This window comes from Brachyspira murdochii DSM 12563 (genome assembly GCF_000092845.1).
Taxonomy (GTDB): Bacteria; Spirochaetota; Brachyspiria; order Brachyspirales; family Brachyspiraceae; genus Brachyspira; species Brachyspira murdochii.
Genome location: NC_014150.1, coordinates 1,274,810 through 1,298,713, shown reverse-complemented (window position 1 = coordinate 1,298,713; position 23,904 = coordinate 1,274,810). Strand labels below are relative to the sequence as shown.

Sequence of the window (23,904 nt, the reverse complement as noted above, 5' to 3'; positions counted from 1 at the left end):
ATAAAATCATACATATTTTTTACTTGTAAGGTTTATATTTATATGGTATAATTTTACTTAATATTATTACGATTTTTTATATTTATTTGTTTAAAGGAAATATGACAAATGGAAAAAATTAATATAAATAAAATAATGGAGTTATTGCCTCATAGATATCCATTTCTGCTTGTAGACAGAGTAGAAAGTATTGAAGATGGAAAAATACATTCTGTAAAAAATGTAACTTTTAATGAACCTCAGTTTACAGGGCATTTTCCTGAAAGTCCTATTATGCCGGGTGTTTTAATGGTTGAGGCATTGGCACAGACTTCTGGAATATACTGCTATACAAAGTTATTAAAGCCTGAAGAATACGGCAAAAAGTTTATGTTCTTTGCTAAAATAGATAATGTAAAGTTTAAAAATCCTGTTATACCGGGAGATGTTATGAATATGTTTGTTACAGTAGATGCTTTTAACGGTACTTTACTTAAAACTCATGGCGAAGTAAAGGTAGATGATAAACTTGCATGTTCTGCTGATTTGGGCTTGTTTTTAGTAGATAAAGAAGCCATGAAAATAGATAAATAAAAATAGGAAATAAAAATGTCTGAAAATATACATAAAACTGCAATTATATCTGAATCTGCAAAAATATCAGATAGTGCTGTAATCGGTCCTTATGCTGTTATAGAAGGAGAAGTGAATATTGGTGAAAATACTGTTATAGGTGCTCATTCAGTGATAAAAGAATATACTACTATAGGAAAAAATAATATAATTCATGATCATGCTGTAATAGGTAATCTGCCTCAAGATATACACTTTGATAGAAAAACAGTAACTTTCCTAGAAATAGGGGACGGAAATGAAATTAGAGAGTTTGCTAATTTACACAGAGCTTCTAAAGAAAATGCCAAAACAACAATAGGAAATAACTGCTATATAATGGCTACAGGTCATGTTGCTCATGACTGCGAAATACAGGATAATGTTATCATATGTAACGGAGCATTAGCAGCAGGACATGTAAGGATAGAAAAAGGTGCTTTTATATCTGGAAACTGTGTAATACATCAGTTCTGTGCTATTGGACAGTATGCTATGATTAGCGGTATGTCTGCAGTAGGAAGAGATATACTTCCTTTTGCTTTGACAGCTCATGCAGGAGAGGCTATTGTTTATAAATTAAATTTGGTTGGTATGAGAAGAGCTGGTTTTACATCTGAGCAGATATCTCAGGCTGAAGCAGCTTATGATATGTGGTATAATTGGAATAAAACAAAACAAGAGTTTTTAGATACATATTTAAATGACAATTCATTAAATGATATAGCTAGAAGTATTGTAGAGTTTATTTCTAAAGCAAGAAGAGGAATTACTCCTAAAAAAACAGTATAATTCATTAAAAATAAAACTACAAACAATATGAGAATATTTATAGCTACAGGCGAAGTATCTGGCGACATTCAGGGAGCTTTATTAGCAAAAAAGATAAAGGAATTAGACCCTAGTATAATCTTAGACGGATTCGGCGGCGTTGAAATGCAAAAGGCAAATGTCAATATATTGTCTGATATGTCAACTTTATCCACTATGGGAATATTTGAGGGGGCTAATCCGGTATATGCTTTTAAAAAACTTGGTGCTTTCAATATACTTCAGGACTATCTTAAAAAAAATAAAGTAGATATTATGCTCTTGGTTGATAATCAGGGAGTTAATTTACTTTTAGCTAAATACTGCAAAGCAAATAATATAGATTATATTTATTATTTTCCGCCTCATGTCGGTATATGGGGAGCTTGGAATGCCAAGAAACTTCTATCTGCTAAAAAAATAATAACCCCTTTTTTATTTGATTATGATGTGTATAAAAAATACGGCTGCGATGTAATGTACAGCGGACACCCATTTGCTGACTTGGATTATGACAAAGAAGTACCAGAACTTAATATGCCTAAAAAAGAATATACTGTAGGCGTGCTTTTTGGAAGCAGACATCAGGAAATAAAAGAGCTTGCTCCAGTATTTATTAAATCTATGAAAATGCTTAATGATATGCTTTCGTCAAATATCAGATTTATAATACCTATAGCATATCCTGAATATACAGAACCTATAAAAAAAATTATTGATAATTATAAAGACTTATTAAAAGATGTAAGCTACTCTCTATTATCAGGCGAGGATAAAGATTATGTATATTCATACTCTGATGCATTAATAATGTCAAGCGGTACTGCAAGTCTTTTGGCTGCATGTTATGGTAAGCCTATGGTAATATGCTATAAAATATCATATATTACATTCATTCTTGGAAAATTGCTTACAAATATAAAGTATGTGGGAATGCCTAATGTTCTGCTTAATGAAGAAGCTGCTCCGGAATTACTTCAAAATGACTGCAATCCTAATGCTATTACAAGTCATATTATAAAATATCTAACTGATAAAGAATACTATAAAAAAGTAAGCAGCAATCTGCTTAGAGTAAGAGAAACTTTAGGCGAAAAAAATGTGCTTGAACGCATAGCAAAAGAGATTATAAAATCATGATAGATGCTTCAGCTAGTATAGAAGAAATAAAGCAGTATATAAAAAATCATAAAAAAGAACCTATTAAATTTTATATTACTTGGCTTGATAACATCACTAAACAAAAAATAATATTTATAGTAGAAGAAATATTAAGAAAATATAAAATAGAAAAATATGCAAGTGATGCCGTATATATTATAATGGAGCTTATATCTAATACTATTAAGGCAAGATATCTGCATATCATAACAATAAAAATACTGGAAGAGAAATTTCCTCACTTCACAAAAAAAATAGAAAGCGGAGAGTATTTTGATGATTATGATATAATGAGCGAATATTCTAATATATTAAAAGATGATGATACTAAAAATGAACTTAAAGAATATATAAGATTAGAAAATAAACTTATAAAAGATATTGATAATAATATACCAATAGATGAAATAAAATACTCAAAACTACTGCTATGCAATCAGGATATAAAAAATAAATTAACTATTAAACTACTCTCAAGAATAAATAAAAATGATATATACTTTGAAATAGTAAATGATGCACCGCTAACTATGATAAGCAGAACTAGAATAGATTCCAAAAGATTAACTTTCAAAGAATACTACAATAAAAATTTAATAGAAAAATTCTTTACAGAGCAGCTTGATAACAGCGAAAGTGCTGGATTTGGTCTTGCTTTATGCGATTTAAGACTTTTTAATCAAAACCTAGAACCGCATAATCATTTACAAATATACGATGAAAACAACAAAACACACTCCAAATTAATACTTCCTATAAGAAAAGAATTCAGCTTTATAGTGTATAATAAATATTAATTATATATTATAATACAGAAATATTTTATTAATTGAAGTTCTATCTTATATTTTTTAGTAAATGTCAGTTATTATAAAAATGTGCATATAAATACTCAATTCATTTTATATGATAAACAAAAAAAACATAAAATATTATCTTGTGCTTGCACTATTTTTCATCATCTATATTAAGGCTGAGTATTCTAAGTCCTTCAGTTCCAAGTACAGATTTTAAAGCTATTAAAAATGCTGTATCTCGGCTTGATGCAATATTGCTTTTATATAGTTTCATAGCATACCTTGCCATATTAATGCCGTCTCTTACAGAGAAAGAAGCATTATGTATATGTGATTTTTGAAGAAATCCTACAGTAATTTTTAATATTTCATCATCAGCAAAAGGAAGATTCATTTTTAATATATCATACTCTTCTTTAACATCAGGGAAAGGAAGTTCTATAGTAGGCTGAAGACGCGAATGTATATATTCTGGAAGTTCAAATGTACTTGCATCATCATTCATAGTAACTATTATTCTAAAATCAGGGTGGGCTTTTATTTTTATACCAGCTATTACACTTTCTACATATCTTCTGTCATCAAGAAGCGGAGCAAGAGAAGCCCAAGTCTTTTCGCTCATTCTGTTTCCTTCATCTAGTATGGCAACTCCTCCTTTAATCATAGCTGTTACCAAACTTGAAGCATGATAATTAATTTTATTATTTTCAGATATTACTGGTATTACTATCAAATCTTCCGGTCTTGTATCAACAGTACATTGAAATATATAAACATCTCTTTTTAGAAGCTCTTTAGCGGCATAGTATGAAAGTGTAGTCTTTCCAGCACCGGGTTTGCCTACTATTCTAGGATTTAGAGGTATATCATCTTCTGAGATTACATGCCAAGCTGCCATTATCTGTCTCACTAAATCGCTTTGACCTGTCCATTTTATATTCAAATTATCTGGGTGAGATAGTATTAGTTCTACATTTTCTATTCTTTCTTTGTCCATTTTAGCCTCTTTTTTAGAAGAAATTTATATTTTTTAATGATATTATTAATCCTATAAAAAGTCAATTATTTATAATAATTTTAATAACTTTATTGATTATTTGTCTTTTATTTATATATTTAAAGTTATAGTAAAAAATAGAAGGAATTTTTTATGTTAAAAAGGTTTGTATATATTTTCTTATTAATAATAATTATTGTTTCATGTTCTAAAAATATGTCTTCAGATAATAATAATTCAGATAGTAAAAATGGCTCCTCTATAGAAGAATCAAAGTTTTATATGCTTAGCGGGAATATAGCAGGAGAAAAGGCTTCTATGTATTTGTATGTTAATAGTAAGAAAAACAGTATAAGCGGATATTATTATACTAAAAATAAAAAGGCATTAATTACTGGAAGTATTAATAATAATAAATTAAATATGCAGGAAATAGATGAAAATAATAATATGCATGCCAATATAAATGGAGTATTAAGTGATGATATAGTTTTTAGGGCAGAAATAAAATATGATGAAAGTAATGAAGTTAAGGATATGGAGTTTTCGCTTAATAGAAATATCCCTGTATATTATGCAGATATAGTAGATTATTATAAAAATGACAGTATAAGCAATTCTATATTTTCATATCATAGAACTTCATTTTCATTTATTAAAAATAATGAAGATGAAGCATCAGATTCTGATAATTCTATCAAATATATAGAAGAAGAATGTGATAATTACTACAATGAATGGAAATCCTTATTGTATTCTGGTTTAAGCAATATAACTTATGAAATAGATAATACTGTTAACGTAGGCTATATAGACAGCAGAGTAATAGCACTTGATAACTATTCATCTATGTATACAGGAGGAGCTCATGGCAATACAGCAAATATTCAGGAAGTGTTTTCTTTGGAGAGTTCTAATCTCATTACTATAAGAGATTTAATAAGCGATTTTAATAATCCTAATTTAATATCATTAATGAGAGAAAAAATATTAAATACTGGAAGCACTAAAGAAGATTACTTTGATTTTAATGCCATAACATTAGAAAGTTCAACATTTAGAATACTTCCTAATTCAATTAACTTTGTATGGCAGGCTTATGATATAGCTCCGTATTCTACTGGAATAACAGAGATAAGTTTTGATTTTAATGAGTTAAAACCTTTTGTAAAAGAAGAATCTCCTCTTTATTATTTGTTTATATAAAAATAGTATAAAAAATAAATATAATTAGGCAGTTAGAGCATTTTTGTTTTAGCTGCCTATTTTTTTATATATAAATTTATACATTTATAATATCACTTCAAAAAATTAGTATAATTCATATACAAAACTATAATAAATTAAGTATAAAAATTAAACATATATTTGTTTGTATACAATTATATCAGACAAAACTCTGCAGTAAACGTATAAATAATATACAATATTTAAAAAATAATTGGTACAATTCTTGCATATATAATAGTGCAGCAAATATGAAAGCTGCTTAAAGCTAAGATAAAGGCTTTAATATAAGATTTAAGAAATATAAAAGTTAATTAATATAAAAGGAGTTTTAATTATGGATAGAAGAATATTTTTACCTGCTTTACATTCTGTTTTAGATGATTTCAGAGGTTTTGATAATGCGTTTAATAGCTTATATGCTGGTGATGAAATAAAAAAGATGCCTCACTACAATATAGAAGAAGATGAAAAAAGCTACTGCATAGAAATGGATATGCCGGGCGTAAAAAAAGAAGATTTAGATATAGGAATAAAAGAGAATATACTTTCTATATCAGCTAAACGTAAAAAAGTAAAAAAATCAGAAAACGGAGAATCAAAAGAAGAAGTTGTTTCAAGCTATGAACAAAGTTTTAATATCAGTACAAAAGGTATTGATGTAGAAAATATTGAAGCTAACTTGAATAACGGTGTTCTTAAAGTAATTCTTCCAAAGAAAGAAGAACTTAAATTTGAGAAAAAGATAAATATAGAATAATTAAAAAAAATATAAATTGCTCAGTGGTAAACTAAAAAATTATCACTGACAGTTTAAGAAAGTAAATAAGTGAATAATTTTGTAATAAAACTAAATAAAATAGATAGTTATATAAAGTAATTTTATATATACTTAAACAAATATAGTTTGTAAAATTTTAGTTATTTATAAATGTAAATAATATAAAGTATTATTGAGTATTAATAAAATGTATTACAATAGCTATATTTTAGTAAAAATGCAGTCCTTTTGCTTCTTTGGGTCACCACCGAGTAGGTGCCTTGCCTACGGCACGCAGAGCGGACGGCAAAAGAAGTGGGGGTTCGGGGGCTAGTCCCCGAAAATATTAAAAACATAAAAACTAATTTTTGACAAACTTAAAAATTTTTAGTATATAAAGAAAAAGCCAAATAAAAATTACGAGCGTCTAACAGAGCCTTAAAGCGAGTAATTTTTATATATAATAGGAGTTAATATGTCAAGAAGAATATTTGTACCAACTTTACATTCAATTTTTTCAAATGCTAATAATAGATATAATAATGCATTAAACCGCTATAGAGATTATGAAAATAGATTGCCTGATTATAGGATAGAAGAAGATGAAAAAAGCTACTCTATAGAAATGGATATGCCGGGTGTGAAAAAAGAAGATTTAGAAATAGGTATAAAAGAAAATATACTTTCTATTTCTGCTAAACGTAAAAAAATGGTTAAAGCAGAAAATGGAGAATCAAAAGAAGAAGTTGTTTCAAGCTATGAACAAAGTTTTAATATTAGTACAAAAGGTATTGATGTAGAAAACATTCAGGCTAATTTGAATAACGGAGTATTGATAGTGATTCTTCCAAAAAAAGAAGAGCTTAAATATGAGAAAAAAATAGAAGTAAAAGGAGAGTAAAATTAACTTACTTTAATTCATAATATATAATCCATAATAATAAAGAGGCGTATACAGAAAAATAAAACTGTGTACGCCTTTTTTATTTCGATAAATTAATTATTTAATCCGTATTTTTTTATAAAAGACTTGTTTCAAAAATTACTTGACAATATTAAATATAAAATTATTTAATTTTTTAAATTACAAATATGATGTTTTATATGTTGTATAAACTATCATTTTTGATGTATAAACATGCAGTCTTTCGCTGCTGAAGGCACGCAAAAGAAGTGTGGGAGCAAAGCCGTCACAAACAATAAACTCTTTTAGATATTGTTGGAGCTTAAAGTTTCATATGTTTGTGATATTAATAATAATTATAATTGTCAAGTATAAAATTTTATAATATAGTTTGTGCACTGTCATAATAGGATATTTTTATAAGTATAATAATTAAATAAAAAATATAAAAAAATTAAAATACATATTGACATTGGAGTGTACTTCAATGTTATAATACGCATATATTTTTAAGGAGTGATTTAATATGCTGCTAGATAATAATTTGGAAGAAGCTAATTCTGGAAAAAGAATTAATGCAAAAGGATACGCAGTTCACAGCAAAACAGATACATTCAAACCATTTGAGTTTTCAAGACATTCTATGGGAGATAATGATATACTTATAGAAATAATGTATGCGGGTATTTGTCATAGCGATATACACTCAGCTAGAAGCGAATGGCATGAGGGTATATATCCTATGGTACCAGGTCATGAGATTGCTGGTAAAGTTGTTGCTGTTGGTAAGAATGTTACTAAGTTTAAGATAGGAGATTATGCAGGAGTAGGCTGTATGGTAAACTCATGCGGAGAATGCGAAGCCTGCAAAAAAAGTCATGAACAATTCTGCGAAAGAGGACAAACTGTATTTACTTATGATTGTAAAGATCATTTTCATAATGATGAGCCTACTTACGGAGGATATTCTAATAATATAGTAGTAAGTGAAAAATTTGCTATTACAGTACCAAAAGATGCTCCAATGGAAAAAGTAGCTCCGTTACTATGTGCTGGAATTACAACTTATTCGCCTCTCAAATTTTCTGGTGTAAAAAAAGGCGATATAGTAGGAGTTGCTGGTTTTGGAGGACTTGGCTCTATGGCAGTGAAATATGCTGTTAGTATGGGAGCAGAAGTTTATGTATTTGCAAGAAATGACAAAAAGAAAAAAGAAGCATTAGAAATGGGGGCAAAAGATTTATTTACTTCTACAAAAGATGTTTCTGTACGTTTTGATTTGATAATATCAACAATACCTACTGGATATGATGTTAATAACTATGTTGATTTACTTAAATACGGCGGTGAGATGGCTATTGTAGGACTTCCTCCTTCAGAAATTAAACAAAGTATAGATTTAGCAAGATTAGTATTTGCTGGAGGTAAAAAAGTTTACGGCTCTATGATAGGCGGAATTAAAGAAACTCAGGAGATGCTTGATTTTTCTCTTGAACATAAAATATATCCGGAAACTGAAATAATATCAGCAAACCAAATAGATGAGGCATACAATAAACTTACTAGCGGACAGGCAAAGTTTAGATATGTAATAGATATGAAAACACTATAAAATTTTTGTTCATAAATATGTTTTTAGGCAGCGGTATTTTTATACTTCTGCCTTATTTTTTTATTATCAGTAATATATTAAAAAAGAGACCTATTTTTATAAGCCTCTTTTTTTATTTTTTTAATGATAAAAATAAATATTACTTAAGCATATTATTCATATCTGATATTTCTTTTTCCTGAGAAGCGATAATATTATTAGCAATCTCTTTTATTTTATCATCTTTAGTAAACTCTAAAATCTTTTTAGAAACATCAACAGCAGCCTGATGATGAGGTATCATACCTTTTAAAAAATCAATATCATTGTCTCCTGTAACTTCAATGGAAGACATATCCTTCATCATGTTATTCATAATTGTTTCCATTTCATTTCCTAAAGCCTGAGTATCTATATCTGCGTAGCTTGTATTTTTATTTTTTAATTCAGTAACTAAAGCTGTAAACTCTGATACTTCTTTTTCTTGTTCTGCTATTATATTATTAGCCAAAGTTATTAAAGCATCATTAGTTGTTGTTTCTAATAATTTTTTTGAAGAAAGAATAGCACCTTGATGGTGAGGTATCATGTTTACTAAAAAGTCAGCATCAATATTCTGAGTTTTTTCAAAAGGCTGTTCCATCATAGGAGCATGCATCAAGTCTATAATTTCAGAGCCTTTATTATTATTATTATGCATATTACTCATAGAATGCGATGAATGATTAGCTGTATTTGCTGATGAATTTTCAGAAGTATCAGAAATTTTTTGTCCGCATGATATTATAAAAGCAGACATTAAAGCTATAAATATTGTTATAATTTGTTTCATTTTATATCCTTTAATTTTATTCAAGTTTAATAACTATGGAATATAATCAAAGGTAAAATTATTAAATTTATTTTCAACACCTATTGATAAATAGTTTTTTAAAGTTTATTATTTTAATATTAAAATGCATAATAATTTAAAAAATTAATTTTGACAAATTATAGTTGTTTAGGTATAATTAATTAAAAACACTACAATGAAAAATTTTATAAAAAATGAACTTAAAAATTGGAAAGCTGCAGAAGTATTATGGATTGTAACAGCAAGTGCTATAATATTGTCTCTTTCTTTATATTGGAAAGAAAATATTATAGGCATAGTATCATCAATAAGCGGTATATTATGCGTAATTCTAACAGGCAAGGGAAAATTATCTTCATATATATTTGGAATGATTAATACAATTCTTTATTCTTATATTGCTTTTAATGCCAAATACTATGGTGAGTTTATGCTCAATATTTTTTATTATATACCAATGAACATAGCTGGATTTATACTTTGGAGCAGAAACTTAAATAATGAAAGCAAAGAAGTTATAAAAACAAAATTAAACAATAAGTATAAAATTATAATATTTGCTTTGTCTTTTATATCAATATTTATTTATGGGCTTATATTAAAAAAATTAGGAGGCTATCTTCCTTTTGTAGACAGTGCAAGTACAGTATTTGCTGTAACCGCACAGATACTATGCATAAAAAGATGCTCTGAACAGTGGATAATGTGGATATTAGTAAATATTTTAAATATTTCTATATGGTATATCAACTTCTCAAGCGGCGGAGGTAATATAGCAGCTTTGCTTATGTGGAGTGTTTATTTAGTTAATGCTTTATTTATGCTCATAAAATGGTACAAAGAAGCAAATGCTGTGAAAATAGATTAATAAAAATAATAAAATATATTATTCGGAGTTTTTTATGTATAATGTGGGAATGTATGCAGGATCATTTAATCCAATTCATCTTGGACATGTAAGATGCATAATAGAAGCGGCCAATCAATGTAAAACTCTTTTCATAATTTTATGCGTTGGAAATAATAGAAATGAAATCGATAGAAAAATAAGATATAGATGGCTTTATCAATTAACCAAACACATAGGAAATGTAAAAATTATATTTATAGAAGATAATGCAAAAACAAAAGAAGATTATACAGAAGATTTATGGGAAGAGGATTCTATAAAAATTAAAAATGCTATAGGTGAAAAGATTGATGCAGTATTTTTGGGAGATGACTATAAAAATAAAGATTCTTTTTATACAAGGTATTATAAAGAGTCAAAGTTAGTATTTATAGATAGAGATGAAATAAGTTCTACAAAGATTAGAGAAAATGTTTATAAATATTGGGATTATTTACCTAATATAGTAAAGCCTTATTATACAAAAAAGGTTTTACTTTTGGGAAGCGAAAGTACAGGAAAGTCGACCCTTACAATCAATTTGGCTAATTATTATAATACAAACTATATAGAAGAGGCAGGCAGAGAATTATCAGAAAAATCTGGAACGGACTTGCTTATGCTTTCAGAAGATTTTACAGAGATACTTTTGACTCATAAACTAAACGAAATAAAGGCATTAGAACATAGCAATAAAATATTATTTATAGATACTGATGCTGTAATTACAAATTTTTATATGCATTTTTTGAAAGATGAAAATATAGTTAATAATGAAATATTAGCAAAAGCAATTATTAATATAAATAAATATGATGCGGTATTATTTTTAGAGCCTGATGTTGATTTTGTTCAGGACGGAGACAGAAGCGAAGTAATAAAAAATAACAGAGAAAAATACAGCAGTCAAATAAAAGATATACTTGACAGCTTTAATATCAGATATCATTCTATAAATGGAGATTATCAGTCAAGGTTTAAGAAGGCGGTTTATATAATAGATGCACTTTTAAAAAATGAATGAGATACTAAATAAAATATATTTGTTTTACTCATCATCAAATATTGGTTTTTGAATGATTTGTATTGATTTATTATCCTTATCAGCTTTTCCGAAATATGCATGAACAAAAGGAATAGAGACTATATTTCCGTTTTCAGCTAGTTTTATTTCAAATACATAATTAGAAGGGATAGAGTATACATCAGTTATTTCACCGTATATGTTGTTATCACTGTCTATTATTTTATAGCCAATTAACTCTGCTTCATAAAATGTGTCATTATCAAGCTCTGGAAGATTTGAAGAATCAATAAATATATCAAGACCTATTAACTCTTTAGCTTTTTCTAAAGTATCAATATCTTTTAGGGCGAGTACAAAAGCTTTATTTTTTTTCTTGACATTTGTAACGGTAAAAGTTTGGCCGTTAATAATGATAGATGTATTTTTATTTAAAACAGGAAGAGAGGCGAAATAACCTTTATCGGAAAAAGTCATTTCAACCTCTCCTTTTAAACCATGTATGCCTGTAATTTTTGCGTAAAAAATAATCAATTGTCAATAATCTCAAGCATTACACGTTTACCACTTTTCATGGAAGCTGCAAAAAGAATAGTACGTAATGCATGAGCAATACGACCTCTTTTACCTATAATTTTACCTATGTCGCTTTGGTTCACTTTCAATTCCAGAATCGTACTCTTCTCACCCTCAATAACCTTCACACTTACACCCTCAGGCTCATCCACCAATTTTTTAGCCAAATACTCAATAAGCTCTTTTTCTTCCGTCATAGCACACTCCTTTATATATTATAAGACGTAAATTAAGCTTCGCTTTTCTCCTCAGCAGATTCAGGCTTAGCTTGTTTACGATGTTTGCGTCTTTTTTCAGGATTTTTTAATGCTCTTTTTTTCTTGCGTTCAAGCGGAGCACCTTTATCTTTTTCCATAAGACCTTCTTTAACAAGAATACTTTTTACTACATAAGTTGGCTGTGCACCGTTAGAAAGCCATTTTTTTAAGCCTTCTACATTTAACTTATACAATACATCTTTAGCTTTAGGGTTAAACCAACCTAGCTCTTCAATAAAACGACCATCGCGTGGGAAACGAGCATCTGCTGCTACAATACGATAATGAGGCTCATGTTTGCGACCTATACGTTTTAATCTTAATTTTACCACCTTTATTTTCCTCCAAGTTTATTACATTAATTTGTTTAAATCATCTATAGACATACCCATACCCTCTAGGGACTTTGCGAGCTTATCCATCTTTTTAGTGCTGCCCATCATGTTTTTCATCATAGTAAATTGTTTTATTAACTGATTTACATCATAAACACTTTGACCGCTTCCTTTGGATATTCTCATTTTTCTTGAATTATTCAAAGGAAATAGGGCTAATCTTTCTTTTTTGGTCATTGACTGTATAATAGCTTTGTATTTCTTAAACTTTTCTTCTTCACGGCTTAAAAGCTCTGTGTCAATATTAGCCATACCCGGTATCATAGAAGTCATTTTAGTGATACCGCCCATTTTAGTAGTAGCTTCTATTTGTTTTAAGAAATCATTATAATCGAAGTTATTTTCTATAACTTTCTGAAGCATTTCTTTAGCTTCTTTTTCGCTTATAGCAGCACGGGCTTTTTCTACAAGTTTTACAATATCGCCCATACCAAGTATCTGACCTGCAACTCTTTTTGCATCAAATACATCTATATCATCTATATGTTCACCTACACCTACAAATTTAACTGGGGACCCTGTAGCATATTTTAATGATAATGCTGCACCGCCTCTTACGCCAGAGTCAAATTTTGTAAGTATTACGCCATTTATACCTATGTTGCTTTGGAAACTTTTAGCCACATCATAAACACTCTGACCTGCAGTAGAGTCCACAACCAATAATTTTTCAGTAACATCGGCAGAGTTTACAACACGTCTAAGCTCCATCATCATATTTTCATCTATTTCCAAACGTCCTGCAGTATCAACTAATATCATGTTGTACTGTTCTTTTTTGGCTATAGCAAGAGCTTTTTTGAGTATTTTATATGCTTTTTTTTCTTTAGTGTCTATATGGTATGGAACTCCTACTTCTCTTGCGAGTACTGCAAGCTGTTCCATAGCAGCAGGTCTGTGTACGTCAAGACCAACCATCATAACGCGTCTTTTATCTTTATAATATTTTGCTAATTTGGCTGTTGTAGTAGTTTTACCAGAACCCTGCAAACCGAACAATAATGTGATAGTGGTTTTTTCTACAGGTTCTAATTTAAGACCGCTTTCACCTTCGCCTATCATATTAACCAAAGTATCATGAACATCGGCTATAAATTGATTGGCGGGCTCTACACCTTCTATTTTTTCTTTTCCTATGGCTCTGTTTGTAGCTTCTTCTAGGAATTTATTTGCTGCTTCTAAAGATACATCGGCTGATAGCAGGGCTTCTTTTATAGTAAGAAGGCTATCGGTTATATCTTTATCGGTTAGCACTTTTTTGCCATGTATTTTAGAGAATACATTTGATATAGATTTTGTTAAATTATCAAACACTAAAATTAACCTTAAATAAACATATTACTTCCAATACTATATTATACATAATATTTTTTAAAAGTCAATATTTAGAGTGTTTTAACAAAAAAATAATAGACTTGTTTCAAAACTAAATCAATATGTAGTTACACTATTCTAATTTTTAGTATTTTTGTTTTATAAGTGGGTCTTTGCCACACACCCCAGTTCTTTTGCGACCGTAGGAAGTGCCTGTGGTATTGGCACAAAGAACATTATATCCTCAATAAACTCGGATACGCTTCCGCGAAAGACTGCATTTTTAGTATAAATATTACATATGTATAATTAAAATATATTTTTTACAAACTTAATAAGTTTCACATAACATTTATACTATTTACCGCTTCCGCATGTCATGCCTTTTACTAGGAATTTTCTAAATATTACAGCGAGTAATGCAGGAGGAAATATAGCTAAAAGTCCTGCTGCCGTTGTTATGCCGTACTGTATAGTGTCTTTTGAAACAAATTCTGAAGCAACTATTGATATTGGCTTTGTAGCAGCTGAGCTTGCTAAAATAAGAGGTATTTGAAACTGACCCCAAGACATCAGAAATACTAGAAGAAATGCTGATAATATAATTGGTGCTGATATTGGGATCATTACTCTAAAAAGAACATCTATTTCATTGCATCCGTCTATATAGGCGGCCTCTTCTATCTCAGATGGTATGGTTTCAAAATAATTGGATATTAACCAAGTATTAATCGGAAGAAATGAAGTTACATATATTAAAGATAATGCAAATAAATTATCAAGCATTGACATTAATGAAAACATTCTATAAAGCGGTATTATAGTCGTAAATGCTGGTATTGCCATAGATATAAGTATCAAAGTTTTTACTATGTTTCTGCCTTTAAACTTCATCTTCGATACAGCATAGGCACACATAATCGAAAAAGGAAGACATAAAAATATTGTTATAAAAGCTGTCTTTATAGAATTAAATACTCCTATAAAAAACATTTTAGATTGTCTTGAAGAGGCTGTGAAAATTTTTATATAATTATCTATTGTAGGTTCTTTAGGCAAAAAATTAGAAGTGTTTTTAAACATCTCATATTCCGGTGTAAAGCTTACAATTAAAGCCCAAGCTATAGGACCCAAAATTATTAATACAAAAAATATTACAGATATATAATATAAAAAACTTATTCTTTTGCTTTTACTCTTTTTATTGTTCATAAATATTTATGTCTCATTTTTTATTAAATATATTATCAGTTATTAAAATGTTTTATAAATAGTCAATTTTCTTAGACATAGATTTTATATATAATATTCCTAAAGTACCTGATACTATCATAACTAAATATGTCAAGGCACTTCCTCTTCCGAAATCAAGAAAGGAAAATGTTGTCATATAGTCTTCAAGAAGTATAGTTTTGCCCAAATTACTGTAGCCTGAAATAGTTATAACCTCATCAAAAACATTTATTGCTGATATAGATGTAAAAGTTATAATAATACCCAAAGCAGGTACTAAAAGAGGTAAAGTTACTCTTGTAAACATTTGAAACTTATTTGCCCCGTCAATACTAGCAGCATCATAAAGCACATCAGGTATAGCACGCATAGATGAAAGAAGAACAATAGAACAAAATGGTATATTCCTCCAAGCAACGACTATTGCTATAATAAGCATTAATGAATATCTATTAGATAAATATTGTATAGGTTCATCTATAATATTTAAATTGTATAAAATCTTATTAAGAAATCCGTATCCCGGATAGAATATCCATTTCCAAAGTATTCCATTAACCACTGGAGGTAAAGCCCAAGGTATAACAGCTATAGCCATGAGTATATTTTTCAATCGGCTTTCAAAATTAAGTATACTTGCAAATAAAAGTCCTAATAATACGCATATTATAACTACTATAATCATTATTATTATACTGTTTTGAAGCGAATACCAAAAATCAAATGATTTTAAAGTATATATATAATTATCAAAACCTATAAATGCAGTATCTTTCGGGGCTGTTAATTTCATTTTTCGTAAACTATAAAAGAATGTAACTATTATAGGATATAATACAAAAACTGCCATAATTACAACAGCAGGCAGTATTAATATATAAGGCAATACTTTATTTTTTTTCATAATCCAAAAATATTTAGTAATTTCCTCTAAAATATAACTAAATTACTAAAATTTGTCAAATAAATTATTATCTGAAATAATTTTTAAATTTACTCTCACTTCCCACCCTTTAAATTTTTTAATATTATCTATTATTTATAAATGTTTTTTAATTTTTTAGCTTTTACTGTTATTTTTTAATGCCCGCCCAAGTGCCTCTTTAATTTGATAATGTCGCTCAACGCACGTTTAATCGATTCTTAATATATGGTAAAATGAGAATACTAAATTTATTTGTATAAAAAAATGCATTCTACGTGCGTGGAGTAAATGCAAATTTAAATAAAGCTAGGGCGGGCATGCTTTTAAAGTATAGGTTTATAAATTTAATTAAAGTCAATACTAAAAAATAAAGCTTTAAAATCTAAAAGGGCGGGGATTAAAATAAAATTTTGAAATTTACTCTCACTCCCCACCCTTTAAACTTGCTAATATTGTCTGTTATTTTTTGATTTTTTCAATCTTTCCTTATTTACACTGTTATTCTTGCTTCCCACCCAAGCGTTTTTTATTTATGATATATATTTTTAATTATCTTGAAACTAATTCTTTTATTTTAGTATCCATAGCATTAAATGCTTCTTCTGGAGTTTTTGCACCTAAAACCATTTCATTAACAGCATTAAATATAGCAGTAGTCATTTCAGAATAATAACTAGGAACACCTTTTGGGAATGGGCTTGATATTAAAGTAGATTCTTCAAGTAAAGCACCAGTATTTTTTAATTTGCCTTCATTAATAAGTTCTTCCATAACTGAAGTTCTTGTAGGCATAGTATTTTGTACATAGTTTAATTGTTTTTGTATTTCCGGAGAATTAAACCATTTTACAAACTTCATTGCAGCTTCTTTGTTTTTTGATAATTTTATTACTCCTACACCTTCAGGCAAAGCAAAAGTTTTTGTGGAAGGTCCATCAGCACCCGGAAGAAGTATAGGTATAACATCTCCTACCACTTTAGATTCATTAGGATCTTGCACTCTGCTTACAAAAGAAGTAGGACCTACTATAAAACTAGCCTCTCCAGAATTAATTCTTCTATAAGCATCCATACCTGTAGAAGTTTTACAAGCAGGATCAATCAAATTATCAACATTAGCCATTCTGTTTATAAACTCTAATGCTCCAAGTACAGCATCTTTATTTAAAGTTCCGTCTTCATTAAATACTATTCCATATTTTGAATAAGCCATCCATATTAATGAAGTAGTACAAGATTCATCAGCATTTAAAGGCATAGAAAAAGGATATTTTGTTACACCTGCATTTTTTATAGCTATTAAAGCATTATAAACATCGTCCCAAGATTTTGGAACTTCAGTAATGCCTGCTTCTTCAAAATGTTTTTTATTGTAATAAGCTAAACGGAAATCATTAGCATAAGGAAGAGCTAAAACTTTACCGTCTATTATAAAAGGCTGTATAGAAGGCATAGCGTTAATTTCTTCTTGGCTTAATTCTATAGGTTCAAGCCAATCTGCACTATTAAATTCTCCTACCCAAGACCAGTCTACTTCCACAACATCCGCAGCAGCAGTTCCTCCAGCCGCTGCTATTGATATTTTATCTCTTATATTTTCCCATGCTATAATATTCATATTAACAGTTATTCCAGTTTCTTCTTTAAACGCATTGAGCATTTCATCAGAAGGTACTGCCCAGTCTGGAACCATTACTGTTATTGAGCTTTCTTCAGAGCTTTTTTGACCTCTGCAGGAAATAGCGAGAAATGCTGATATAAGAATAACAGCAGATAAAAATAATATTTTTTTCATATTCTTTACTCCTAATAATTTGTAATGAGCGAAATTTTTAATAGAATATACATTATTATATATTAATGTCAATAGATTAAAAATTATAAAAATATATTTAAAATTTTTTTATATTCAGTAAAATAGTAAAGTTAATTATTTCTGATATTCACATTAAAAAGTCATGCTGTTATCTGGTAAAAAATAAAATGAAGATTGTGGTGGAGTGCAAAAATAACAGATAAAAATAAAAAAGAAAAATAATATATAAATTTCAAAATCATAGATTGTGAGGGCGTATGTAATTTGAGTTTTAAAACTTTATTGTATATATTGCAGACAGAAACTATATTTATCTATTAATATAATTTTATATGATGCTAATATTATATGTGTAATTTTGTATTTTAAATAAAACTGCAGCCGTATAAATTATATATAAGACCGCAGTTTTTTACTTTTTTTCATATCCTCTCTTATTGTATAGATAATATTTTATTATATATACAGTTTTTTGTCAATACCCTATATACCTTTATTTTATTAATTGTATTACAGATAGTTATTCTTTATCATTATGACTGGTAATTATCATAAATAATATTTAGTTTTGGCTGTAAAGCTGAAATAAATATAACCAAAAGGCACAAGAAGAAGTAAAGCCAAAACTGAAGCACTCTCTCCATAACTGTCTCAATTAGCTTTTTTGCTCATATCATTAAATACAATAGTACCATATTTATAAAACCAATACACAGTAAATAATCCGCAGGCTGCTAATAATAAAATAGCCGAAAGTGAAGGATTTAAATATTCTTCTTCCATTTAGATATATATTAATAGACTTGTTTCAAAACTACTTGACAAACAATTTTTATAAGTTTATTATTTTATGCTATATTATATAATATTAGTTATTATGTAAATAAATATTTTATATATTGTATAAATTATATATTTAAACTATAAAAATGCAGTTCTTTTGTTTCTTTTATACCAATAAAAGAACTGAGGTTTGGGGCAAAGCCCAAACTATAATAAAAAAATATTAAATTAAAAAACTGTACATATTAAGAAATTGAGTTTTGAAAAAAGTCTATTTTTCTTACATTTCTATTAATATTTTTTAGGTAGTATATACCCAATATATCATATATATACCGCATGTTATTAATAATAGTAAACTTACAGCTAATAATGATTTTTTTGAATTTTTTGTATAAATAGAGCCTTTATTTATATAAAATCATATTTTGCTAGTTTAATATATAAAACATCATAAGTCAATTATAAATTCTGCTTGCAAAGATATATATATTATAGTATGATATAGTAAAATATTATGTCAATATGGTGTTTATTAATAAATGTTTAAGAAAAAAAATCAAGAAAATAATAACGGTGTTAAAAAGAAGAAATCCAAATTAAAAAGATTTATATTAACTATTTTTATTATATGTTTATTTGTATTTATTGCAGTGGGTATAGTAGGTATGTACTTTGTAGGAGGAGTATATAAAGACTGGGTATCAAGAAGAGATCAAAGTATGGCTATGCTTGCTGAATATTATGATATAATAGTTATAAGAGGAAATGAAAAGAGAATAAGATATTTTAATCCGTTAAATCCGTTTGGGGATTCTCCGCCAACAAAAATATATGACAGAAATAACATACTTATAGGAGAATATATGCCTCCTGCCTATGAGGTTGTTAATGTAGATGATATTAATCCTCTTTTAGAGCAGACTCTTCTTTTAATGGAGGATCAGAAATTCTATTCTCATAAAGGTATCAACTATTTCAGAACAGCATATTTAGGTATTCAGACTATTTTAACAAGAAGAATAGTAGGGGGTGGTTCTACACTTACTCAGCAGCTAGCAAAACTATTATTTACAAAAAGCGAAAGAACTATAGAGCGTAAATTATTTGAAATGTTTGCAGCAAGAGAGATAGAAGAGAAATACACAAAAAAAGAAATTTTAGCAATGTATTTTAATACTGTTTATTTAGGAGACGGAAATTACGGATTTGAAGCAGCTGCCAATCATTATTTTAATAAACCTTTAAGGCAATGCAGATTATTAGAATATGCTATATTAGTGGGTATGCTTCCTAACCCTACATACTATTCTATAGTTAATAATCCAGACAACAGCAGAAAAAAAGTTGAGCAGATATTATCAAGGCTTGTAAAAAATAATATTATAGACAGAAAGACAATGCAGGAAGAACTTGATTTATTTGATAAAGAGTATACCAATATCAATAAACAGGTAAAAGGTGCTCAATGGAAAATGACGGTAAATAGAACTCCCTATGTTAATGAATATGTAAGACAGGAGTTATTAAACTATTTTAATAAAGATGAACTTGCATTATCAGGCTTAAAAATATACACAACAGTAAATGAAAGATACTACAGAGCAGCCGATTCTGTAATGAAAGAAAAAATCAGAGACTTGCAGTCAAGCACTTCCAATAGAAGTTATCAGGGAGCAATGGTATCTATAGACCCTAAAACAGGCGGCATACTTGTTATGATAGGAGGCGATGGATACACTCTTCAAAATCAGTTTAACAGAGCAGTACAGGCTAAAAGACAGATAGGAAGCGTAATAAAGCCTTTTATATATTTGTATGCATTTGAAGGCGGGGCACAGCCTTTTTCTACTATGCTTGATACCAATTATACTTATCCCCAAGGTGCTGGTAAGCCGGCATATTCTCCTAGAAACTTTGACAGAAGATACAGAGGAGAGATGACTTTAGAAACAGCTTTATCAAAATCAATTAATACAATAGCAGTAAAATTATTAAATGATATAGGGCTTTCATATTTTATAGAGCATTCAAGAGAGTTTTTTGGGGAAAATGCCTATATACCAAATGCCTTATCTATAGGTTTGGGCACTATGGAGATGAGTCCTCTTGATTTGGCTTCCGCTTATAGTGCTTTGGCAAACGGAGGAATAAAATATAAGCCTTATATAGTAGATAAAATTATTGACATTGACGGAAATGAGCTTAGTGTTACAGCTTTGGTAGACAGAACTCCTCATAAAATAAGTGCTACTTCTCCTTCATCATATTATTTTTTAAATACTACCTTGCAGAAAGTTATAGCACCGGGAGGAACTGCATATAGAAGTGCTAATACTTACGGCTTTACATACCCTTCATATTCTGCTAAAACAGGTACAACAAGTGAACACAGAGATAACTGGTTTGCAGCATATAATGATGAAATAGTTACGGTTACTTGGATAGGAAGCGACAGAAATGATTTGCTGCCAAATAATGTAACAGGAGGAGCTACTACTGCTTTAGCAACTTTTCAATATCTTAATGCTATAACGCCTTCATCTAAAAGAGAATTCCATTGGCCTATACCTAATGATGTATTGGTTGTAGAAATTTGTCAGGATTCAGGACTTCCTAGAAATCATACCTGCGTAAATGTTGCACCTTTAACCGTTGGAGGAAATGTTGATTTATCTACTCAATGCCCTATAGACCATATAAGAAGCGGTACTAGAAGAAATGATACTGTTACTAATGAAGCGGCAGAAGAAGATGATGATTTTTACTATACTCCTTTAGAAGAAGGTACTAATACTTATCAAGCGGAAGAAAATAATAATAATATTCAAGACAATCAAAATAATAACCAAAATAACAATAATAACAATATATACTTACTTCCAAATGATAATATAGAAGACCCAAGCATGGGCAATATAAGAAGCTGAATGTATATTTAGTATTTTTTATTAAATTAGAATAATTTTTTAAATATTATTAAAATAATCTTTAAAAGTTTTATTATTATTGGTATAATATAGTCTTTATATGCGGGTAAAATCATTATATAAATTTTTTTATCAATATAATTTTTTGTATTATATGTATTTATTGTTTTATTAAGTATATAATATTTATAGTGCTTTTTATAAGTAAGAGGAAATTATGTATGGTCAATTTTTTTAAAAGTCAGTCAACAGAGGCGAGGCGTGATTTAATACTTCATGGCTCTATTACTAATACATTAATAATGCTTTCTATACCAACACTGATGATGACTTTAGTTCAGTCATTAATACCGCTTATGGACGGACTTTTTCTTAATAATGTTACAGGTACTATTATAGCAAGCAGTGTAAACTTTGCTGAGCCTATAGTTAATATGATGACAGCATTATCTCAAGGTCTGGGAGTTGCTGCTATGGCGATAGTGGGGCAGTATAACGGGCTTGGAGATTTTGCAAATGCCAAAAAGATATCAACTCAAATAGTAGTTACTGGTGTTTTATTCGGCATTGCTATGGGACCTACACTTTATATTGTAAGTATATTGGTTTCTATGAATTTACAGACCGGCATTAAAGAAAATGTATATCAGTATTTATCATTATACAGTTTTGTTATGCCTATGACATTTTTGGCTGCTTTGTATAATGGTATAAAAAATGCCAATGGTAAGCCGGAAGCTACTTTTATAAGAAGCGTTATACTTCTTCTTCTAAAAATAGTATTTAATTTTATATATGTCTATTTTATGCATTTAAAGATAGTAGGAAGTGTATTAGCATCATTTTCTACATACTTAATAGTTACAGCTTGGATGTATTATGATTTATTTGTAAAAGAGAGCGATGATAAATTATCATTAAAAGATTTTAAATTTGACAGCTCCATTTTAAAAGAACTTATGATAATAGGTGTTCCTTCAATGCTTACTACTTTTTTAAGTAATTTAGGTTTTTTCTTAATTAATACCGAAGTAGAAAAATACGGAGCTACTATATTAAATGGTCAGGGTATAGCCAACAATATAACTACAGTATGTTTTAATTTGCCTGCTGCATTTGGTTCTGCCGTTACAACTATGGTTAGTATGAATATAGGAGCTAAATATGCTGATAAAGCTAAAAAGTCATGCTATACAGGTATGTTATTAAGTGCCGTTACAGCCATTATACTTATAGCCATTGTTATACCTCTTACTCCTTATATCACTATACTATTTACTAGGGAGGCTGAAGATTTATATGTTGCTAATGGAGCTTTGCCTATATTTGCATTAGGTGTATTAGGTTTTGGTATTACTATGGTTGTGCAGGGTGCTTTAATAGGACTTGGAAGAACGAGGGTTCCTCTTATAATTAGTATACTTAGGATATGGTTTTTAAGGTTTATATTTATTATTGTAACTACAAAGTATTTATCATATTGGGCTGTATTTTGGGGGAACTTATTTTCTAATACTATGTCTGGAGTTATAGCACTTATTATTATATCAAAAGTTCCTTGGGTATCTGTTATTAATTTGAAAACTCAAAATAGTGTTGTTTTAAGGACAAGGCTTTTTATAGATTCTTTGGGTGCTAAGCTTTTTCCTAAAAATATCGGTAAAAGAAAAGATTATATTCAGAAGATGAGAAATAAATTGAGCAAAATAAAAGACCCTGTAAAACTTGTACTATTTAGAGAAAAAGAAATAGAAAAAATAGAAAAGATGCAGGAGAGAGAGGAAAAGGCTAAAAAACGAGAAGAGATGAGAAGACTTGAAAGAGCTGAATGGAAGATGCAGCTTGAAGAGATAAAAGAAAAAAGAGATAAGATAAATCAGGAAAGAAAAGAATATAATGAAAATAGAAAAAGAGAAAAAGAAGAGAAAAAATTGAAAATGAAAGAGGAAGTTCAGGCTAGGAGAGAAGCAAGACATAAACTTAGAGATGAAAGAAAGGCAGAAATAGAAAAGTTAAAAGAAGAAAGAAAAAATTTAAAAAATAAAAATAAAGAAAATGATAAAGAGATATAA

General features: G+C 28.7%; 23 protein-coding genes. 12 read left to right on the top strand and 11 right to left on the bottom strand.

Annotated elements, in window-relative coordinates; all coding sequences use genetic code 11:
* The first annotated feature begins 108 nt into the window (after window positions 1-108).
* Genes fabZ through BMUR_RS05575 form a run of 4 tightly spaced genes read left to right on the top strand, consistent with a single transcriptional unit; the run spans window position 109 to window position 3,359 of the window.
* Entirely contained in the window at window positions 109-573 is a 465-nt protein-coding gene (fabZ, locus tag BMUR_RS05590; protein ID WP_013113625.1) for a 3-hydroxyacyl-ACP dehydratase FabZ, read from the top strand.
* A 15-nt stretch (window positions 574-588) separates the two neighbouring features.
* Complete coding sequence (lpxA, locus tag BMUR_RS05585) at window positions 589-1,383, top strand: acyl-ACP--UDP-N-acetylglucosamine O-acyltransferase (RefSeq protein ID WP_013113624.1); 795 nt, start codon at window positions 589-591, stop codon at window positions 1,381-1,383.
* A 27-nt stretch (window positions 1,384-1,410) separates the two neighbouring features.
* A complete protein-coding gene (gene lpxB / locus BMUR_RS05580) occupies window positions 1,411-2,541 on the top strand; it encodes a lipid-A-disaccharide synthase (RefSeq protein WP_013113623.1) in 1,131 nt (376 codons plus the stop codon).
* Complete coding sequence (locus BMUR_RS05575; RefSeq protein ID WP_013113622.1) at window positions 2,538-3,359, top strand: hypothetical protein; 822 nt, start codon at window positions 2,538-2,540, stop codon at window positions 3,357-3,359. Before lpxB ends, BMUR_RS05575 begins: the two co-directional genes overlap by 4 nt.
* A 151-nt stretch (window positions 3,360-3,510) precedes the next feature.
* Here BMUR_RS05575 and BMUR_RS05570 read toward each other — a convergent pair whose 3' ends face one another.
* A complete protein-coding gene (locus BMUR_RS05570) occupies window positions 3,511-4,356 on the bottom strand; it encodes an AAA family ATPase (protein WP_013113621.1) in 846 nt (281 codons plus the stop codon).
* 153 nt (window positions 4,357-4,509) lie between these two features.
* Here BMUR_RS05570 and BMUR_RS05565 point away from each other — a divergent pair, with 153 nt between their 5' ends.
* From BMUR_RS05565 to BMUR_RS05550, 4 genes are all read left to right on the top strand, one after another.
* A complete protein-coding gene (locus BMUR_RS05565; protein WP_013113620.1) occupies window positions 4,510-5,562 on the top strand; it encodes a DUF3298 domain-containing protein in 1,053 nt (350 codons plus the stop codon).
* A 358-nt stretch (window positions 5,563-5,920) separates the two neighbouring features.
* Window positions 5,921-6,343, top strand: a complete 423-nt coding sequence (locus tag BMUR_RS05560; protein WP_013113619.1) for an Hsp20/alpha crystallin family protein — start codon at window positions 5,921-5,923, stop codon at window positions 6,341-6,343.
* Between the two features lie 475 nt (window positions 6,344-6,818).
* Complete coding sequence (locus BMUR_RS05555) at window positions 6,819-7,244, top strand: Hsp20/alpha crystallin family protein (RefSeq protein ID WP_013113618.1); 426 nt, start codon at window positions 6,819-6,821, stop codon at window positions 7,242-7,244.
* Between the two features lie 529 nt (window positions 7,245-7,773).
* Window positions 7,774-8,859, top strand: a complete 1,086-nt coding sequence (locus BMUR_RS05550; RefSeq protein WP_013113617.1) for an NAD(P)-dependent alcohol dehydrogenase — start codon at window positions 7,774-7,776, stop codon at window positions 8,857-8,859.
* Between the two features lie 139 nt (window positions 8,860-8,998).
* On the opposite strand, the gene BMUR_RS05545 is transcribed toward BMUR_RS05550, so the two are convergent.
* Window positions 8,999-9,670 (bottom strand): DUF305 domain-containing protein, encoded by a 672-nt coding sequence (locus tag BMUR_RS05545; RefSeq protein ID WP_013113616.1) that lies wholly within the window; start codon window positions 9,668-9,670, stop codon window positions 8,999-9,001.
* Between the two features lie 196 nt (window positions 9,671-9,866).
* On the opposite strand from BMUR_RS05545, the gene pnuC reads away from it, so the two are divergent.
* The gene (gene pnuC / locus BMUR_RS05540; protein WP_013113615.1) at window positions 9,867-10,559 is read left to right on the top strand and encodes a nicotinamide riboside transporter PnuC; all 693 of its coding nucleotides are present in this window, start codon (window positions 9,867-9,869) and stop codon (window positions 10,557-10,559) included.
* 34 nt (window positions 10,560-10,593) lie between these two features.
* On the top strand, window positions 10,594-11,604 hold the full coding sequence (locus tag BMUR_RS05535) for an AAA family ATPase (protein ID WP_013113614.1): 1,011 nt from the start codon (window positions 10,594-10,596) through the stop codon (window positions 11,602-11,604).
* Window positions 11,605-11,628: 24 nt separating this feature from the next.
* Here the strand turns inward: BMUR_RS05535 and rimM are convergent, their stop codons facing one another.
* The 9 genes from rimM to BMUR_RS15240 form a co-directional block, all read right to left on the bottom strand.
* Window positions 11,629-12,138: a ribosome maturation factor RimM gene (gene rimM, locus BMUR_RS05530; protein ID WP_013113613.1), complete on the bottom strand. Its 510-nt coding sequence runs from the start codon at window positions 12,136-12,138 to the stop codon at window positions 11,629-11,631.
* A complete protein-coding gene (locus BMUR_RS05525) occupies window positions 12,135-12,377 on the bottom strand; it encodes a KH domain-containing protein (RefSeq protein ID WP_008726607.1) in 243 nt (80 codons plus the stop codon). The genes rimM and BMUR_RS05525 overlap by 4 nt, the downstream gene beginning before the upstream one ends.
* Before the next feature lie 32 nt (window positions 12,378-12,409).
* Entirely contained in the window at window positions 12,410-12,769 is a 360-nt protein-coding gene (gene rpsP / locus BMUR_RS05520; RefSeq protein WP_013113612.1) for a 30S ribosomal protein S16, read from the bottom strand.
* A 21-nt stretch (window positions 12,770-12,790) separates the two neighbouring features.
* Entirely contained in the window at window positions 12,791-14,146 is a 1,356-nt protein-coding gene (locus BMUR_RS05515) for a signal recognition particle protein (RefSeq protein ID WP_013113611.1), read from the bottom strand.
* 357 nt (window positions 14,147-14,503) lie between these two features.
* Window positions 14,504-15,358 carry a carbohydrate ABC transporter permease gene (locus BMUR_RS05510; RefSeq protein WP_013113610.1) on the bottom strand — a complete coding sequence of 285 codons (855 nt, stop codon included), beginning with the start codon at window positions 15,356-15,358 and terminating at the stop codon, window positions 14,504-14,506.
* A gap of 52 nt (window positions 15,359-15,410) precedes the next feature.
* Entirely contained in the window at window positions 15,411-16,283 is an 873-nt protein-coding gene (locus tag BMUR_RS05505; RefSeq protein ID WP_013113609.1) for a carbohydrate ABC transporter permease, read from the bottom strand.
* 570 nt (window positions 16,284-16,853) lie between these two features.
* The gene (locus BMUR_RS05500) at window positions 16,854-18,098 is read right to left on the bottom strand and encodes an extracellular solute-binding protein (RefSeq protein ID WP_013113608.1); all 1,245 of its coding nucleotides are present in this window, start codon (window positions 18,096-18,098) and stop codon (window positions 16,854-16,856) included.
* Between the two features lie 672 nt (window positions 18,099-18,770).
* Complete coding sequence (locus BMUR_RS15215; protein WP_322785247.1) at window positions 18,771-18,902, bottom strand: hypothetical protein; 132 nt, start codon at window positions 18,900-18,902, stop codon at window positions 18,771-18,773.
* Between the two features lie 301 nt (window positions 18,903-19,203).
* Entirely contained in the window at window positions 19,204-19,302 is a 99-nt protein-coding gene (locus BMUR_RS15240) for a DUF4234 domain-containing protein (protein ID WP_407636424.1), read from the bottom strand.
* A gap of 142 nt (window positions 19,303-19,444) precedes the next feature.
* Here BMUR_RS15240 and BMUR_RS05490 point away from each other — a divergent pair, with 142 nt between their 5' ends.
* Complete coding sequence (locus BMUR_RS05490; RefSeq protein WP_013113607.1) at window positions 19,445-21,832, top strand: transglycosylase domain-containing protein; 2,388 nt, start codon at window positions 19,445-19,447, stop codon at window positions 21,830-21,832.
* 221 nt (window positions 21,833-22,053) lie between these two features.
* A complete protein-coding gene (locus BMUR_RS05485) occupies window positions 22,054-23,904 on the top strand; it encodes an MATE family efflux transporter (RefSeq protein WP_013113606.1) in 1,851 nt (616 codons plus the stop codon).

Coding starts and splice junctions, on each gene's coding strand:
- BMUR_RS05535 (WP_013113614.1), top strand. CDS start 10,594: ATGTATAATGTGGGAATGTATGCAGGATCATTTAATCCAATTCATCTT.
- BMUR_RS05505 (WP_013113609.1), bottom strand. CDS start 16,283: ATGAAAAAAAATAAAGTATTGCCTTATATATTAATACTGCCTGCTGTT.
- BMUR_RS05565 (WP_013113620.1), top strand. CDS start 4,510: ATGTTAAAAAGGTTTGTATATATTTTCTTATTAATAATAATTATTGTT.
- BMUR_RS05510 (WP_013113610.1), bottom strand. CDS start 15,358: ATGAACAATAAAAAGAGTAAAAGCAAAAGAATAAGTTTTTTATATTAT.
- BMUR_RS15215 (WP_322785247.1), bottom strand. CDS start 18,902: ATGGAAGAAGAATATTTAAATCCTTCACTTTCGGCTATTTTATTATTA.
- pnuC (WP_013113615.1), top strand. CDS start 9,867: ATGAAAAATTTTATAAAAAATGAACTTAAAAATTGGAAAGCTGCAGAA.
- BMUR_RS05490 (WP_013113607.1), top strand. CDS start 19,445: ATGTTTAAGAAAAAAAATCAAGAAAATAATAACGGTGTTAAAAAGAAG.
- BMUR_RS05485 (WP_013113606.1), top strand. CDS start 22,054: ATGGTCAATTTTTTTAAAAGTCAGTCAACAGAGGCGAGGCGTGATTTA.
- fabZ (WP_013113625.1), top strand. CDS start 109: ATGGAAAAAATTAATATAAATAAAATAATGGAGTTATTGCCTCATAGA.
- BMUR_RS05560 (WP_013113619.1), top strand. CDS start 5,921: ATGGATAGAAGAATATTTTTACCTGCTTTACATTCTGTTTTAGATGAT.
- lpxB (WP_013113623.1), top strand. CDS start 1,411: ATGAGAATATTTATAGCTACAGGCGAAGTATCTGGCGACATTCAGGGA.
- BMUR_RS05525 (WP_008726607.1), bottom strand. CDS start 12,377: ATGACGGAAGAAAAAGAGCTTATTGAGTATTTGGCTAAAAAATTGGTG.
- BMUR_RS05575 (WP_013113622.1), top strand. CDS start 2,538: ATGATAGATGCTTCAGCTAGTATAGAAGAAATAAAGCAGTATATAAAA.
- BMUR_RS05500 (WP_013113608.1), bottom strand. CDS start 18,098: ATGAAAAAAATATTATTTTTATCTGCTGTTATTCTTATATCAGCATTT.
- BMUR_RS05545 (WP_013113616.1), bottom strand. CDS start 9,670: ATGAAACAAATTATAACAATATTTATAGCTTTAATGTCTGCTTTTATA.
- BMUR_RS05550 (WP_013113617.1), top strand. CDS start 7,774: ATGCTGCTAGATAATAATTTGGAAGAAGCTAATTCTGGAAAAAGAATT.
- BMUR_RS05555 (WP_013113618.1), top strand. CDS start 6,819: ATGTCAAGAAGAATATTTGTACCAACTTTACATTCAATTTTTTCAAAT.
- lpxA (WP_013113624.1), top strand. CDS start 589: ATGTCTGAAAATATACATAAAACTGCAATTATATCTGAATCTGCAAAA.
- BMUR_RS05570 (WP_013113621.1), bottom strand. CDS start 4,356: ATGGACAAAGAAAGAATAGAAAATGTAGAACTAATACTATCTCACCCA.